Below are 15,790 nucleotides of genomic sequence, written 5' to 3'. Positions count from 1 at the left end.
TGGAGGTTACCATGCACAAAGCCCCGGTCGTTAACTAGCGCAAATTCGCGGGGCTGCCACATTTGCTTAATAATTCGTCCGGAACGCGCGGATCATGCGCGCGAGCCATCCGCCCTGCGGCCGGTGGACCAATTGTCCGGCGGGTACGATCGCCCGCAAATCCACCGGGTTGGCGGCGGCATAATGGGTGAGCCCGGCGAGCGTCGCGAAGGCCGGGCCGCTATGCGCCTCGGGCAGCGCGGTCAGCCCGCGCGGGCGGCCGACGCGCACCGAGCGGCCAAGCGCGACCTGCGCGTAATCGGCGATCCCCTTCAGCTCCGCGCCGCCGCCGGTGAGCACCACCTGGCGCCCGACCGGCCCCTCGAACCCCAGTTCGGTCAGCGCCTTGCGGATCTCCGCCATCAGATGGTCGAGCCGCTGGCGGATCACCGCGATCAGTTGCGCCTTGGTAATGCGCGAGCCCTCGCCGCCTTCCTCCTCGGCGGAGATCGGCGCGACGTCGATCATGTCGTGATTGTCGCGCGGGCTGGCATTGGCGGAGCCGTGGAAGCACTTCATCCGCTCCGCCTGCGCCCGGCGCGTGCCGAAGCTGGAGGCGATGTCGTCGGTGATGTCCGCCGCGCCCATCGGGATCGAGGCGAGGCCGACCAGCATCCCGCCCGCGAACAGCGAGACGTTGGTGATGCCCGCGCCCAGCTCGACCAGCGCGACGCCCAGCTCGCGCTCCTCGTCGGACAGGCACGCCATGCCGGTCGCGATCGGTGCGCCGATGATCGATTTCACGTTCAGATGCGCCGAGCGCACGCACAGATCGAGATTGCGCACCGGCGAGCCATCGGCGGCGACGACATGGATATGCACGCCCAGCGTTTCGGCATGGAGCCCGAGCGGGTTCTTCACCTCGGTCCGGCGATCGAGCATGTAGAGCGTCGGCTGCGCGTGGAGCACCATCCGCCCCGCCGGATCGATCGACTCGCGCCCGGCCTGGAGCAGCGCGTCGATGTCGCCCTGCTCGACCCGGTGCCCGCCCAGCTCGACCTCGACCGAGGCGACATCGGACACCAGCCCGCCGGCGGAGAAGGCGACCCACACATTCTCGATGTTCATCCCGGCGATGCGCTCGGCCTGCTCCACCGCCTCGCGCACCGCCGCCTCGGTCGCGCCCATATCGGCGATATAGCCGCGCTTCACCCCCCGGCTCTCGCGCTGGCCGGTGCCGAGCACGATCAGCTCACCGCCATCGGCCTTTTGCGCGATCATCGCCGAGACTTTCGACGAGCCGATGTCGAGCGCGGTGATCAAGCCTTCCGGTGCTACTTTCGCCATATGCCCCTATCCCGTTTCGCCCGACCATGACGCGGTTTCGATCGCCGAGGTATCCGTCATCGCCCGAGGTGCCGCCTCGCTCGATTTGCGCGCGACGAACTTGTTGGGGTCGCGCAGGTCGAACCGCGCCCAACCCCGGCCGAGCAGCCGATCCTTGCCCTCGATCTCGGCGAATTTCACCAGCGCCTGCGCCGCGCCCTCCTCGGGCAGTTGCAGCGTCTCGCCGGTGTCGAACAGCAAGTCCCAGCGGCGATTGCCCACCCAGGTCGCGGCCTTGACGACGGGCTTCATCGCCGGCGCGCTATCGAGCAGGCGGCGATAGAGCGCGATCTGCTCGTTCGCGCCGGGGCCGATCAGCAGCGGCAAGGCCGGCGCCTTTTCCGGGGCGACCGCCTCCAGCGGCACGCCGTCCGCGTCGATCAGCATGACGCGCCCCTGATATTGCCACAGCGCCGCCTCGCGCCGTTCAATCAGGTTGATCACCAGCCGGTCGGGCAGCCGGCGCGAGACCTGCGCGTCGGCGATCCAGCCATAGCGCAGCAGCTTGGCGCGCACCGCGCCCAGATCGACCAGCGGCATCGCCCGCGATTTCTGATCGAGCACCGCGGCGTACACGGTCATCGCGTTCATCCGCGCCGCGCCCTTCACCTCGATCGAGCGGACGCGGAAGCCCGCATCGCCCAGCGCCTCGGCGGCCGCCAACCCCGCCGCCTGCGGCACGCCGAACAGCGTCGAGAGCGCGAACAGCCCGGCGAGCACCGCGCCGGTGAACATCAGCGTCACGCCGCGCTTCAGCGTCGCTTCGGAGACGGGCAGCATCAGCAGCGCGCGGTCGATCACCGATTGCTTGCGCACCACCGGCAGCTTGCGGTTGCCGCTGGCGACGACTTTACGGGGGGGCGTGCCCCGGCGGATCGTCTTGCTCATTTCAGCGCCTCATCGACGATGCGCTGGCACAGCTCGGGATAGCCGATGCCCCGGTGGCGCGCCTGTTCGGGCACCAGGCTCAAGGGCGTCATGCCGGGCTGGGTGTTCACCTCGAGCAGGAACAGCCCTTCCTCGCCCTGGCTGTCGTCCCAGCGGAAATCGGCGCGGCTGCAGCCCTTGCACCCCAGCAGCCGGTGCGCCTGCAGCGCGATCCGCTCGCACGCCTGGGCGATCGCGTCGGGCACCGGCGCGGGGTAGAGATGGTCGGTCAGGCCGTCGGTATATTTGGCGTCATAATCGTAGAAGCCGGACTTGGGGCGCAGTTCGGTGACGCCGAGGGCCTGATCGCCGAGCACCGCCGTCGTCAGCTCGCGCCCGCGGATGAAGGGTTCGGCGAGCAGTTCGTCGAACTCGGCCCACGGCCCGCGCGTGTCGCGGCCGATCGGCTGGCCGTAATTGCCCTCATTGGTCACGATCGCGACGCCGACCGAGGAGCCTTCGTTGATCGGCTTCACCACATAGGGGCGCGGCAGCGGATCGCGCTCGAACAATTCGGCCGATTTCACGATCCGCCCGCCCGGCATCGGCACGCCGTGCGGGATCAGCAGCAGCTTGGTGAGCTGCTTGTCGATCGCGATCACCGAGGCGACGCGGCCCGAATGGGTGTATTTGAGCCCCATCAGGTCGAGCATCCCCTGCACCGTGCCGTCCTCGCCCGGCGAGCCGTGGAGCGCGTTGAAGACGACATCCGGCGCGGCCTCGGCGAGGCGCGCGGCGACATCATGGTCCATGTCGATGCGGGTGACGCGGTGGCCGAGGCTTGCGAGCGCCTCGGCGACGCCCGCGCCCGATTTGAGCGACACCGCGCGCTCGGCCGACCAGCCGCCCATCAGAACGGCGATGTGGAGGGGGGCAGTCACCTAAAATCCTCCCCATTTCATGGGGAGGGGGACCATTTGCGCAGCAAATGGTGGAGGGGCGGCTGCTGGGCGCGACCGTTGGCGCTCGGCGCCGCCCCTCCACCGCCTGCGGCGGTCCCCCTCCCCAAGCAAGCTTGGGGAGGTTTTTTGCGGATAAGTCACGCCACCACCCCCACGCGCTTGATCTCCCATTCCAGCTCGATCCCCGTCGCCGCTTTCACCCGCGTCCGTACTTCCTCGCCCAATCCCTCGATCTCGGCGCTGGTCGCGGCGCCCAGGTTGAGCAGGAAGTTGCAATGTTTTTCGCTCACCTGCGCGTCGCCCAGCCGCAGGCCCCGGCAACCGGCGCGGTCGATCAGCGCCCAGGCCTTGTCGCCCGGCGGGTTCTTGAAGGTCGAGCCGCCGGTCTTGCTGCGCAGCGGCTGGCTCGCCTCGCGCGCGGCGGCGATGCGGTCCATCTCGGCCTGGATCGTGGCCGGGTCGCCCGGCGTGCCCGCGAACACCGCCTCGATCACCACCGCCCCTTCGGACAAAGCGGAGTGGCGATAGCTGTAGCCGAGCGCTTCCACCGGCAGCGTTTCGACCAGCCCGTCGCGCTGGACGATCGTGGCGGCGGCGAGGACGTCCGCCGTCTCGCGCCCATAAGCGCCGCCGTTCATCCGCACGAACCCGCCGACGGTCCCGGGGATCGAGCGCAGAAACTCAAGTCCCCCGAGCCCCGCGTCGCGCGCGGCGGAGGAGACCAGGATCCCGCTCGCCCCACCGCCGCAGACGAGCCTGTCGCCCTCGGCCCGCGCATAAGCGAAGGGCTTGCCCAGCCGCACCACCACTCCCGGCACCCCGCCATCGCGCACGATCAGGTTCGAGCCGAGCCCGAGCGCCATCACCGGTACCGCCGGGTCGAGCGCCGCCAGGAACGCGCACAGATCGTCGCGGTCGGCGGGCTCGAACAGCCACGCCGCCGCCCCGCCCGCCTTGAACCAGACGAGCGGCGCGAGCGGCGCGTTGGTGGTGAGCGAACCGCGCACCTTGGGGAGGGTGAGGGTAGCCACTACCCCCCTCCCCTCAAGGGGAGGGGCTTCATGTTACGCTTGAAGCTCACCGCCCGCCCCACAGCCTTGCCCAGCTCGCCATCGCGGCGACATTGGCCTCGGTCGCGCGGCGGCTGGCTTCCTGCCAGGCGACGGTCGCCTCGCCCGCCGAGAGGAAAGCGCGCTGCACGTCGAGCAGCTGGCGCTGCCAGGCGAGCGAAAGATCGAAAATGCTGGTCATAACGCCCCTATCCTTCCGCTACCCCCGCGCCGCCGTGATCGCGTCGGCCAGGCCCGCCGCCCATTTGGTGATGTCGCCCGCGCCCAGGCAGATGATCTGGTCGCCCGGCTGCACCGCCTCGGCGAGCGCGCGCGCCAGTTCCTCGGCGTCCGCCACCGCCTGCGCCGAACGGTGCCCGCGATGCTTGATGCCAGCGACGAGCGCCTCCGCCGAAACCCCCTCGATCGGCGCCTCGCCGGCGGCATAGACCGGGGTGACGAACACCATATCGGCATCGTTGAACGCCTGCTGGAACTCCTCCATCAGGCTCCCCAGCCGCGAATAGCGGTGCGGCTGGCACACCGCGAGCACCCGCCCCTGCGCCGCCTCGCGCGCGGCGGAGAGCACCGCGCGGATTTCGACCGGGTGGTGGCCATAATCGTCGATCACGGTCGCGCCCGCCACCTCGCCCACCTTGGTGAAGCGCCGCTTGACCCCGCCGAACGCCGCGAAGCCGCGCTGGATCGTCTCGTCCGGGATGCCGAGTTCGAGCGCGACCCCGATGGCCGCCAGCGCGTTCTGCACGTTATGCCGGCCCGGCATCGGCAGATCGATATGCTCGATCGAGCGATAGCTGCCGTCGCGGTGGCGCACGATCGCCTCGAACTTGTTGCCGCCGGGATACGGCGTCACGTTCACGCCGCGCACGTCCGCTTGCGCGGAAAAGCCATAGGTCACGATCCGCCGGTCGCGCACGCGCGGCAGGATGCCCTGCACTTCGGGGTGATCGAGGCAGAGCAAGGCGGCGCCGTAAAAGGGCACATTCTCGATGAACTGGACGAAGGCGTCCTTCACCCGATCGAACGCGCCATAATGATCGAGATGTTCGGGATCGATATTGGTGACGACCGCGATCGTGCCGTCGAGCCGCAGGAAGCTGCCGTCGCTCTCATCCGCCTCCACGACCATCCAGTCGCTCGCGCCCAGCCGCGCGTTCGAGCCATAGCTGTTGATGATGCCGCCGTTGATCACGGTCGGGTCCACCCCGCCCGCGTCGAGGATCGCGGCGACCATCGAGGTCGTCGTGGTCTTGCCGTGGGTGCCCGCCACCGCGACCGTCTGCTTCAGCCGCATAAGCTCGGCGAGCATTTCCGCGCGGCGGACGACCGGGATGCGGCGTTCATAAGCCGCCTCGACCTCGGGATTGCCGCGCTTGATCGCGGTGGAGGTGACGATCACCGCCGCCTCGCCCAGATTTTCCGCATCATGGCCGATGAACACCGGGATACCGCGGTCGCGCAGGCCCTGCACCACATAGCCCTCGGCCACGTCCGATCCCTGCACGCGGTAGCCGAGATTGTGCATCACCTCGGCGATGCCCGACATGCCGATGCCGCCGATCCCGATGAAATGGATGGTGCCGATGTCGCGCAGGCCCTTCATGCGAACGCCGCCTTGGGTTGCGCGGGGGCGACGCGGCCAACGGGCAGGCCGCTATAGGGCGCGTCGAGCATCTCGACCAGATCGGCGAGATCGCGCGCGGCATCGGGCCGGCCCAGCGTCCGCGCGCGGCCGGCGGCATTTTCCAGCGCTTGCGGGTCGAGGCCCAGCTTCTGCATTTGCTTGGCAAGCTCCACGGGGGTGAAGGCGCGCTGCGCGATGGTGCGCGCGCCGCCCACGTCGGTCATCTCGCGCGCGTTCGCGGTCTGGTGATCGTCGGTCGCGGCGGGCAGCGGCACCAGGATCGCCGGGCGCCCGGCGCAGGTAAGCTCCGCGATGGTCGAGGCGCCCGCGCGCGCGATCACCAGATGCGCCCAGGCGAGCTGTTCGGGCATATCGGGCAGATAGGTCGCGAGTTCGGCCGCGATCTGGAGGTCGGCATATTTGGCGCGCACCGCTTCAATGTCCTCGGGCCGCGCCTGGTGCGTCACCTGCATCCGCCGGCGGAAGCTTATGGGCAACAGCGCGAGGCCATCGGGCACCACCTGGCTCAGCACGCTCGCGCCCTGGCTGCCGCCCGTCACCAGGATGCGGAAGATGCCGTCCTCCTCCAGAAGCGGATAGGGCTGCTCGCGCAGCCGCGCGATCGCCTCGCGCACCGGATTGCCGACGAGCCGCGTCTTGCCCTCCAGCGCGCGGGAAAGACGCTCGACCCTGGCATAGCTGGTCGCGATCGCCGTCACCCGCGTCGCGACGAGGCGGTTGACGCGGCCGAGCACCGCGTTCTGCTCATGCACCGCCGTTGGCACCCGCAACGCGAACGCGCCGAGCAACGCCGGCAGCGCGGGATAGCCGCCAAAGCCCACCACCGCCGCCGGGCGCCGTTCCTTGAACAGCCGGATCGCCATGCGTCGCCCGGCGAGCATCGAGCGGCCCGCGCGCGCCCAGCCGAGCGGACCGCCCTTCAGCGGCGCCGCCGGGACGATATGCGTCTCGATCCCTTCGAACAGCCCGGGAAAGCGCACCCCGCGCGCGTCGCTCACCAGCGCGACCGAATGCCCCCGCCGGATCAGCTCGGCGGCGAGCGCGGCGGCGGGCACCATATGCCCGCCGGTGCCGCCCGCCGCCAAAACGAAATGTCGCGCCTCACTCATTGCTGCCACCGAACGATATAGGGGGACTGAACGAGGAACGGATTGCGCCGAGTGAAAGCGAGCAGCAAGCCCATTCCCGCCGACAGCGCGATCATCGATGACCCACCATAGGAAATGAAGGGCAAGGTCATCCCCTTCGACGGCGCGATGCCGGTGTTGACCGCCATCGAGACGAGCGCCTGCGCGCCGAACTGGGTCGCGAGGCCGGCGGCGGCGAGCAGGCGGAAAGCGTCGGTCTCGTCGAGCAGTTTCACCACCACCCGCACGACCAGCGCCAGGAACAGCAGCGCGATCACCGCGCAGGCGATGAGGCCAAATTCCTCGCCGATCACCGAGAAGATGTAATCGGTATGCGCCTCGGGCAGCTTGAACTTCATCGTGCCGCCGCCGGGGCCGGTGCCGAGCCAGCCGCCGCCGGTGATCGTCGCGTGCGCCATGTCGGTCTGATAATGGTCGATCGCCTTGTCCTCGTCGCCCCGGAACAGGAAAGCGTCGATACGGATGCGCGCGGTGTCGTAGAACAGATAAGCGGCGACGATCCCGGCGAGCCCCATCCCGCCGAGCATCCCCAGCACGCGCAGCGGCACGCCCGAGACCATCAGCAGCGTCACCCAGATCACGCTGAAGATCACCGTCTGCCCGAAATCGGGCTGCAGCATCAGCAGCGCGCCGATCAGCGCCATCAGCGCGAAGCTGATCGGCACCACCGGCAAATCGGGCTCCTTCTCGCGCAGCGACAGCAGCCAGGCGACGAGCACGACGAAACAGGGCTTCAGGAACTCGCTCGGCTGGAACTGCGCGATCCCCGCGCCGATCCAGCGCCGCGCGCCGTTCACCTCGACGCCGACGAACGGCACCAGCGCGAGGCAGGCGAGGAAGAACCCCGCGCCCAGCAGCGCGCCGCGCCGCGCGGTTTCGATCGGCAGCATCGAGACGACCAGCATCAGCGGCACCGACAAGGTGACCCACATCAGCTGGCGCCAGAAATAATAGAGCGGCGGAAAATGCACCTTGTCGCCCGAATAGCGCGCCGCCGAAGCCGGCGATCCCGCGGCGACCGCCAGCAGCCCGATCGCGATCAGCAACAAGGCGAGCAGCAGCAGCACCCGGTCGATATCGAAGAACCACATCGCCAGCGGGTGGCGCGAGCCGCGCCCGGTGCGCGGCTTCATCTTCGCCCACAGCTCGCGGCGGCGGGTGGCGCGGCTGTCGTTCATAGCGCCGTCACCAGCCGGCGGAATGTCTCTCCCCGATCCTCGAAATCGCGGAACTGATCGAACGAGGCGGCGGCGGGGGAGAGCAGCACGGTATCGCCCGGCTCGGCGTTGCCGACCGCCGCCCGGAGCGCCGCGTCGAGCGTGCCACTCACCGTCACCGGCACTTGCCCCGCGAGCGCGGCGGCGAACGTCTCGGCGGCGTCCCCGATCGTGTAAGCGTGGACGACATTGCCGAAATTCTTGGCGGCGGCCGCCAGCGAGGCGCTTTTCGCCTGCCCGCCCAGGATCCAGTGGATGCGATCGAACGCGGCGAGCGCGGGGGCGGCGCTCTCCGCATTCGTCGCCTTGCTGTCATTGACGAAGCGCACCCCGTTCCGCTCGCCGACCAGCTCCATCCGGTGCGGCAGGCCCGCGAAGCTCTCCAGCGCGCGGTCGATCGCCGGGTTGGGCACACCGAGCGCCTCCGCAACATTGATCGCGGCGAGCGCGTTCTGGGCGTTGTGCGGGCCTTGCAGGCGCGGCCAGCGCGATTGATCCATGCAGAAGCCCGGCGCGATCTTGATCAGCTGTTCGCCCTTGGCCGACAGCGCACGCGCGATGAGCGCGGACGGGGTATCGGCGATCGAAATGATCGCGCGGTGCTCGCGCGCCTGCATCGTGAACAGCCGCGCCTTGGCGGCGGCATAATCCTCGAAATCGCGGTAGCGATCGAGGTGATCGGGGGTGATGTTGAGCAGCACCGCGACATTGCAATCGAGGCTTTGCGTCAGGTCGATCTGGTAGCTGCTGAGCTCGAGCACATAGACGCCGCCCGCGGGCAGCGGATCGCGCGACAGGATCGGCAGGCCGATATTGCCCGCCATCAGGCTCGGCACGCCCGCCGTTTGCAGCATGTGGTGGACGAGCGCGGTGGTCGTCGACTTGCCGTTGGTGCCGGTGATGCCAACCACCTTGTGCGGCGGCAGCTCGGCGCGCGCCTGGGCGAAAAGTTCGATGTCGCCGATGACGGGCACGCCCGCCGCGCGCGCCTTGGCGGCGAGCGGGTGGCGGTTGAGCGGCACGCCAGGGGAGACGACAAGGGCGTCGAAGGTCGAGAGATCAAGCGTGTCGAGGTCGGCCACCACCAAATCCTCCCCATTCATGGGGAGGGGGACCGCCGGCCGCAGGCCGGTGGTGGAGGGGGTGGGCAGCGACGAGCCGGCGGCGGTTCCAGGCTCGCCACCCCCTCCACCAGCCTGCGGCTGGTCCCCCTCCCCGTGAACGGGGAGGATTTGGGTGCGCTTCGTGGCGTCGCTATCCCACGCCACGACCCGCGCCCCGCCCGCGAGCAGCGCGGCGACCGTCGCCGCGCCCGATCGCGCGAGGCCGAGCACGGCATAGCGCTTGCCCGCCCAGGCGCGGCTCGTGATCATCTGAGCTTCAGCGTCGACAGCCCGGCGAGCGCCAGCACCAGCGAAATGATCCAGAAGCGGATCACGACCGTGCTTTCGGCCCAGCCAAGCTGCTCGAAATGATGGTGAATCGGCGCCATGCGGAAAACGCGCTTGCCGAAACGCTTATAGCTGAACACCTGGATGATCACCGACAGCGCTTCCATCACGAACAGCCCGCCGATGATCCCGAGCACGATCTCGTGATGGGCTACCACCGCGATCGCCCCGAGCGCGCCGCCGAGCGCGAGGCTGCCGGTGTCCCCCATGAACACCGCCGCCGGCGGCGCGTTGAACCACAGGAACGCGAGTCCCGCGCCCACGATCGCGCCGCAGAAGATCGCCAAATCGCCCGCGCCGCGCACATGCGGAATGCCGAGATAACCCGCGAACTTCACATTGCCGGCCAGATAGACGATCAGCATGAACGCGACCGCGGCGATGATCACCGGCATCGTCGCCAGGCCATCGAGCCCGTCCGTCAAGTTCACGGCGTTGCCGAACGCGACGATCGTGAAGGCAGCGAACAGGATGTAGAAATAACCGAGGTCGATCGACACCTCGCTGAAGAACGGCAGGTACAGATGCGTACCGTTCTGCTGGGTGATCACCCAGCTGGCGAGCCCCGCGATCAGGAACTCGCCCGCCAGCCGCGCGCGGCTGCTGATCCCGGCGGTCTTCTGCTTGCGCACCTTGTCGTAATCATCGAGGAAACCGATCATCCCGAAGCCAAGCGTCACGAACAGGCACGCCCAGACATAAGGGTTGCTCAAGTCCATCCAGATCAGCACCGCGAGCACCAGCGCGGTCAGGATCATCAGCCCGCCCATCGTTGGCGTGCCGCGCTTGGCGAGGTGCGATTGCGGGCCGTCGGTGCGGATCGGCTGCCCCTTGCCCTGGCGCACGCGCAGCCAGCCGATGAAGCGCGGGCCGATCACCAGCCCGATCAGCAGCGCGGTCGCCACCGCCATGCCCGAGCGGAAGCTCAGATAGCGGATCAGGTTCAAAACGCCCGGAAAACCCAGTTGCTGGGCGATGAAATACAGCATTATGCCTGTTCCCCGAGCCGCGCGACCAAGCGCGACAGCCCCACGCCATTCGATCCCTTGACGAGCACGGCATCGCCAGCGGCGAGCACCGCGCGCAGCGCGCCTTCCGCCTCGCTCGCGCCCGGCACATGGACGAAATCGAGCCGTCCCTCAAGCGCGCGCGCGAGCGGGGCCATGCCCTCCCCCACCAGAATTGCGTGGATAACCCCGGCCTCGATCAGCGGCGCGGCGAGACCGGCGTGATAATCGGCGCTCGCCGCCCCCAATTCGCGCATCTCGCCCAGCACCGCGAGCTTGCGCGCGGCGCTTTCGGCGCCCAGCACCGCGAGCGTCGCGCGCATCGAGCTGGGGTTAGCGTTATAGCTCTCGTCGATCACCAGGGCCGTGCCGCCCCCCGGCAGCGCGACGTTCAGCCGCGCGCCGCGCCCCGGCAGCCCGCCCAGCTCGGCGAGCGCGAGGCCGGCGAGCGCGACATCGGCGCCCACCGCCTCGACCGCGGCCAGCACCGCGAGCGCGTTCGACACCCAATGCTCGCCCGGCTGGTTGATGGTGAAGCCCAGTTCCCGCTTTTGCAGCCGGGCGGTGACGAAAGTGCCGTTCGGGGTCCGCATCGTCTCCAGCGCACGGACATCGGCGCCCTCGCCCAGCCCGAAGCTGACGACGTTGGCGGTGTGCCGCGCCGCCGCCGTCGCCAGCCGCTCGCCATAGGGGCTGTCGAACGGCACGATCGCGGTGCCGCCGGGCTCGAGCCCTTCGAAAATCTCCGCCTTGGCGTCGGCGATCGCCTCCACGCTATCGAAGAACTGGGTGTGCGCCGGCGCGATCGCGGTGATGAGCGCGACATGCGGGCGCACCAGCCGGGTGAGCGCCGCGAGTTCGCCCGCGTGATTCATGCCCATCTCGAACACATTGTACCGCTGGCACGACGACATCCGCGCGAGGCTGAGCGGTACGCCGGTATGATTGTTATAGCTCTTCACCGAGCGATGGACATGGCCCGGCATCGAGCGCTCCAGCGCGGCGTAGAGCGCTTCCTTGGTGCCGGTCTTGCCGACCGAGCCGGTAACGCCGATCACTTTGCCCACCACCCGCTGCCGCGCCGCGACCGCGAGCGCCTGCAGCGCCGCCATCGTGTCCGCCACCAGCACGTGCGGCCCGTCGACCGGGTGCGACACCAGCACGCCCGACACGCCCTTGGCCAGCACTTCCGGCACATAGCGATGCCCGTCGGTGCTCGCGCCCTTCAGCGCGACGAACAGGTCGCCCGGCCCCGCCTCGCGCGAATCGAACGTCACCCCGGTCGCGACCCATTCGCCGATCGCGACGCCGCCGGTGGCGGTCGCGATCTCGGCGGCGGTCCACAGAATAACGCTCATCCCGCCACCTCGCGCGCGACCTGAACGTCGTCGAACGGCAGCACCAGATCGCCGACGATCTGGCCCTGCTCATGCCCCTTGCCGGCGATCAGGACGATATCGCTGGGGCCGGCTTCGGATATGGCGGCGGCGATCGCCTCGCGCCGGTCGGCGATCTCGCGCGCGCCCGGCGCGCCTTCGAGCACGGCGCGGCGGATGGTGGCGGGGTCTTCGCCGCGCGGATTGTCGTCGGTCACGATCACCAGCTCGGCGCCCCTCGCCGCGACCGCGCCCATCGGGCCGCGCTTGCCGGGATCGCGCTCCCCGCCCGCGCCGAGCACGACGATCAGGCGCCCTTCCGCATGGGGCTTGAGCGCGGCGATCGCGGCCTCGATCGCATCGGGGGTGTGCGCGTAATCGACATAGACCGGCGCTCCGGCGCGGGCGATCGCGGCGCGCTCCAGCCGCCCGCGCACCGGCTGCAGCCGCGCGAGCCGGGCGAGCACCGCGCTCGCCTCGCCGCCGGTCGCGATCGCCAGCGCGGCGGCGGTCAGCGCGTTCGCCGCCTGATAGGCGCCGATCAGCGGCAGGTTGACCTTGTGGCGCTTGCCGCCATGCTCGATCTCCAGCGCCTGGCCAAGCAGGGTCGGTGCGCGCGAGACGAGGCGCAGATCGGCGCCACCTTCGCCGATGGTCACGACCCGGAGCCCCCGCGCCCGCGCGATCGCGGCGGCCTGTTTGGCGCGCGGATCGTCGGCCCAGATCACCGCGCTGCCGCCATCCGCCACCACTTCGGCGAACAGGCGCATCTTGGCGGCGAAATAATCGTCCATGTCGCGGTGGTAATCGAGATGATCGCGGCTGAGATTGGTGAACGCCGCCGCCGCGACCGGCACGCCCTCGGTCCGGTGCTGCGACAGGCCGTGTGAGGAGGCCTCGAACGCCAGATGCGTCACCCCTTCGCGCGCGAGCCCGGCGACGTTCGACAGGAAGGTGACGACATCGGGGGTGGTGAGCCCGGTCGTCACCCGGTCATCGGCGGTCGTCACCCCCAACGTCCCGATCGAGGCGGCGTGGTGGCCGGCCATGCGCCACAATTGGCGCGTCATCTCGACGGTGGAGGTCTTGCCGTTGGTGCCCGTCACCGCGACGCAGGTCTCGGGGAACGGCGCGAAGAAGCGCGCGGCGAGCCGGGCGAAGGCGGCGCGCGGGTTGGTATCGGCGATGTGGACCGCGCCCTCGACACGCGCCTCGGGCCGCGCGACCACGGCGACCGCGCCGCTCGCGACCGCCTGGGGGATGAAATCCTCGCCGTTCACGCTCAGCCCCTGGAAGGCGCCGAACACGGTGCCGGGGGCAACCTTGCGATGATCAATGGCAAAGCCCGTCACCAGCGCCGGCTCGTCGCCGCCGGTGAGCGTGCCGAGCCTCATTCGGGAACCGCCTGATTCTCGCCCGGCGCGTGCCAGATCAGCGGGGTGATGTCCGACAGGTCGACGTCGCGCCGCGTGTCGGGCATCACACCCAGCAGTGGCGCGGTGCGCAGGATCACCCGGCTGACGACCGGCGCGACCGTCCAGGCGGCGGTGGTCTGGCCGGCGGAGCTGGCATTGGCGATCGGCGAATCGAGCATGGCAACCACCACATAGCGCGGTGCGTCCATCGGGAAAGCCGCCGCGAAGGTGCTGACGTTGCGCTTCTTGGAATAGCCCGTCTTCATCGCGACTTCGGCGGTGCCGGTCTTGCCGCCGACGCGGTAGCCCGGCGCCTCGCCCTTCTTGCCGGTGCCCTGCAGCACGACGAGGCGGAGCAATTGCCGCATCCGCGCGCTCGTCTCGGCGCTGATCACCCGCCGACCGGCGGCGGCCTGGCCGGGGGCGACCTTCAGCAGCGTCGCCGGCCGCCAGACGCCGCCATTCACCAGCGCCGCATAAGCGCTCGCCAGATGGAGCGGGGTGACGGCGATGCCGTGGCCGTACGCCGTCGTCATCGTCGTGACGCGCGCCCAATAGAGCGGCCAGATCGGGCGCTGACGCTCATGCAGCTCGACATCGGGGCGGGTGTCGAACCCCAGCTGCTTGAACATCGCCTGCAATCGCGCCGGCCCCATCGCGTCGGCGATGCGCGCGGTGGCGATGTTCGACGAGTGGATCAGCGTCTCCGCCGCGTTCAGATAACGGCGCTGAGGATGATCGTCACGAATGTGGAAGCGGCCGATCGCGAGCGGCTGGGTCGCGTCGAAGCGCTGCGCCATCGAGGTGACGACCCCGCCATCGATCGCCGCGGCGATGCTGATCGGCTTGAAGGTCGAGCCCAGCTCATAGACCGATTGCGTCACGTTGTTGCGCAGTTGCAGTGCCGCCGGATCATCGGGGTTGCGCGCATCCTGCACGCGCGGCACGCGGTTCGCGTCGAAATTGGGGAGCGAGGCCATCGACACGATCTCGCCGGTGTCCACGTCCAGGATCACCCCCGCCGCGCCCTTGGCCTGGAAGCTCGCCATCGCCTGGCCAAGCTCGGCCTCGAGCGCGCCCTGCACCCGCGCGTCGATCGAGAGCGCGACCGGCTTGGCGCGGGCGTTCTTGTCGCTCAGCGGCGTATCGAGCCAGCGCTCCATGCCGCGCATCCCGTGGCCGTCATAATTCAGGAAGCCGAGCGTGTGGGCCGCGAGCGCGCCTTGCGGATAGAGCCGTTCGGGCTCGCGCGCGAAGGCCATCGCCGGCTCGCCGAGCGCGTTCACCGCGCGCACCGTCTCGGGCATCGCGCGGCGCTGAAGATAAGTGAAGTTCGCGCCCGATCGCAGCACGCGCAGATACCAGGCCTCGTCATGGTCGGGGATCAGTTCGGCGAGCTTTGGCGCCAGTTCCTCGGGGGTGTTGACCAGCTTGTTGGGGTGAATGCCGATCGACCAGGCGTCGATCGTGCGGGCAAGCGGCGCGCCGTTGCGATCGACCAGATCACCGCGCAGCGGCACCAGGGCGGCGGCGGCGTCCGCCCCGGTCTGCGGCGCGGCGAACGCGCCGAGCCACACCAGCCGCAACAGCACAATGCCGACGCCGCCCGCGACCAGCAGCATCAGCATCACCAGCCGGACCGACGCGAGCTGGGCGATCGGATGGCGCGCGCCCGCCAGGCGCGGCCGCGGCGGGCGGGCGACGAGGACGGTCACCGCGTGCCCCGCGGCGCGTCGAGCAGCGCGCCGATGCTAGGATCGGCGAGCAGCTTGCGGCTGATCATCGCGACCGTTCGGTTGGGCGCCGGCGCGTTGGTAGCGGCGGCGAGCACCGGCGCGGCGGGCTTGGGCGCCGGCTGCGCCGCCGCCTGAGGCGCTGGGGTCGGCGCGGGGGTCGGGGCGGCCTGGGCGAAGGCGGGCGGCACCGCCGGCGCGTCGAGCTTCGCCAGCACCGGCTGCGGCGTGCCGAGCGTCGCCGGATCGAGCGCGGCGAGCACCGTCTCATCCGCCACGAACTGCTCGGCGCGCGGCGCGTCGAGCATCATGTCCTCGCGGTTCCAGCGTTCGAGCTGGGCGAGGCTGGCGCGGGTGTTGAACTCGGTTTCCAGCTGGCGGATGTCGCGCGTCGCCCGGGCGATGGCGCGATCCATGTCCGCCACCTTCTTGCGCTCCGCCGCGACCTGCAGCGACACGAGATAGCAGCCCAGCACAACCACCACGCAGCCGAGGAACCACCCCAACCCTCGGAACCGATACGATGCCGCCATC

14 protein-coding genes are annotated in these 15,790 nt (G+C 69.8%); all 14 read right to left on the bottom strand.

From position 1 onward, the window contains the following. Positions 1-66: 66 nt before the first annotated feature. The 14 genes from ftsA to K2X73_RS09845 all read right to left on the bottom strand — a co-directional run bounded on the left by ftsA (position 67) and on the right by K2X73_RS09845 (position 15,789). Positions 67-1,326, bottom strand: a complete 1,260-nt coding sequence (gene ftsA, locus K2X73_RS09910; protein ID WP_294110421.1) for a cell division protein FtsA — start codon at positions 1,324-1,326, stop codon at positions 67-69. 6 nt (positions 1,327-1,332) lie between these two features. Further along, positions 1,333-2,253 carry a cell division protein FtsQ/DivIB gene (locus K2X73_RS09905; RefSeq protein ID WP_294110419.1) on the bottom strand — a complete coding sequence of 307 codons (921 nt, stop codon included), beginning with the start codon at positions 2,251-2,253 and terminating at the stop codon, positions 1,333-1,335. After that, on the bottom strand, positions 2,250-3,173 hold the full coding sequence (locus K2X73_RS09900; RefSeq protein WP_294110417.1) for a D-alanine--D-alanine ligase: 924 nt from the start codon (positions 3,171-3,173) through the stop codon (positions 2,250-2,252). Before K2X73_RS09900 ends, K2X73_RS09905 begins: the two co-directional genes overlap by 4 nt. Positions 3,174-3,331: 158 nt before the next feature. Beyond that, positions 3,332-4,225, bottom strand: a complete 894-nt coding sequence (gene murB / locus K2X73_RS09895; RefSeq protein WP_294110416.1) for a UDP-N-acetylmuramate dehydrogenase — start codon at positions 4,223-4,225, stop codon at positions 3,332-3,334. 46 nt (positions 4,226-4,271) lie between these two features. Further along, complete coding sequence (locus tag K2X73_RS09890) at positions 4,272-4,445, bottom strand: hypothetical protein (protein ID WP_294110415.1); 174 nt, start codon at positions 4,443-4,445, stop codon at positions 4,272-4,274. An 18-nt stretch (positions 4,446-4,463) separates the two neighbouring features. Continuing rightward, complete coding sequence (gene murC, locus K2X73_RS09885; RefSeq protein ID WP_294110413.1) at positions 4,464-5,867, bottom strand: UDP-N-acetylmuramate--L-alanine ligase; 1,404 nt, start codon at positions 5,865-5,867, stop codon at positions 4,464-4,466. Then, entirely contained in the window at positions 5,864-7,018 is a 1,155-nt protein-coding gene (murG, locus tag K2X73_RS09880; RefSeq protein ID WP_294110412.1) for an undecaprenyldiphospho-muramoylpentapeptide beta-N-acetylglucosaminyltransferase, read from the bottom strand. The genes murC and murG overlap by 4 nt, the downstream gene beginning before the upstream one ends. Next, positions 7,015-8,235 carry a putative peptidoglycan glycosyltransferase FtsW gene (locus K2X73_RS09875; protein WP_294110410.1) on the bottom strand — a complete coding sequence of 407 codons (1,221 nt, stop codon included), beginning with the start codon at positions 8,233-8,235 and terminating at the stop codon, positions 7,015-7,017. Before K2X73_RS09875 ends, murG begins: the two co-directional genes overlap by 4 nt. Beyond that, a complete protein-coding gene (gene murD / locus K2X73_RS09870) occupies positions 8,232-9,647 on the bottom strand; it encodes a UDP-N-acetylmuramoyl-L-alanine--D-glutamate ligase (protein ID WP_294110408.1) in 1,416 nt (471 codons plus the stop codon). Before murD ends, K2X73_RS09875 begins: the two co-directional genes overlap by 4 nt. Beyond that, a complete protein-coding gene (mraY, locus tag K2X73_RS09865; protein WP_294110406.1) occupies positions 9,644-10,714 on the bottom strand; it encodes a phospho-N-acetylmuramoyl-pentapeptide-transferase in 1,071 nt (356 codons plus the stop codon). Before mraY ends, murD begins: the two co-directional genes overlap by 4 nt. Next, positions 10,714-12,090, bottom strand: coding sequence for a UDP-N-acetylmuramoyl-tripeptide--D-alanyl-D-alanine ligase (gene murF / locus K2X73_RS09860; protein ID WP_294110404.1), 1,377 nt, complete (start codon positions 12,088-12,090; stop codon positions 10,714-10,716). Before murF ends, mraY begins: the two co-directional genes overlap by 1 nt. Further along, positions 12,087-13,502, bottom strand: coding sequence for a UDP-N-acetylmuramoyl-L-alanyl-D-glutamate--2,6-diaminopimelate ligase (locus K2X73_RS09855; RefSeq protein WP_294110402.1), 1,416 nt, complete (start codon positions 13,500-13,502; stop codon positions 12,087-12,089). The genes murF and K2X73_RS09855 overlap by 4 nt, the downstream gene beginning before the upstream one ends. Beyond that, positions 13,499-15,238, bottom strand: coding sequence for a penicillin-binding protein 2 (locus tag K2X73_RS09850; RefSeq protein WP_294110399.1), 1,740 nt, complete (start codon positions 15,236-15,238; stop codon positions 13,499-13,501). Before K2X73_RS09850 ends, K2X73_RS09855 begins: the two co-directional genes overlap by 4 nt. Continuing rightward, a complete protein-coding gene (locus tag K2X73_RS09845; RefSeq protein WP_294110397.1) occupies positions 15,235-15,789 on the bottom strand; it encodes a hypothetical protein in 555 nt (184 codons plus the stop codon). Before K2X73_RS09845 ends, K2X73_RS09850 begins: the two co-directional genes overlap by 4 nt. Between the last annotated feature and the right edge of the window lies 1 nt (position 15,790).

Source organism: Sphingomonas sp. (assembly GCF_019746665.1).
Classification (GTDB): Bacteria; Pseudomonadota; Alphaproteobacteria; order Sphingomonadales; family Sphingomonadaceae; genus Sphingomonas.
Note: the sequence above shows the minus strand (reverse complement) of the source record. Positions and strands in the feature narration are given on the sequence as shown.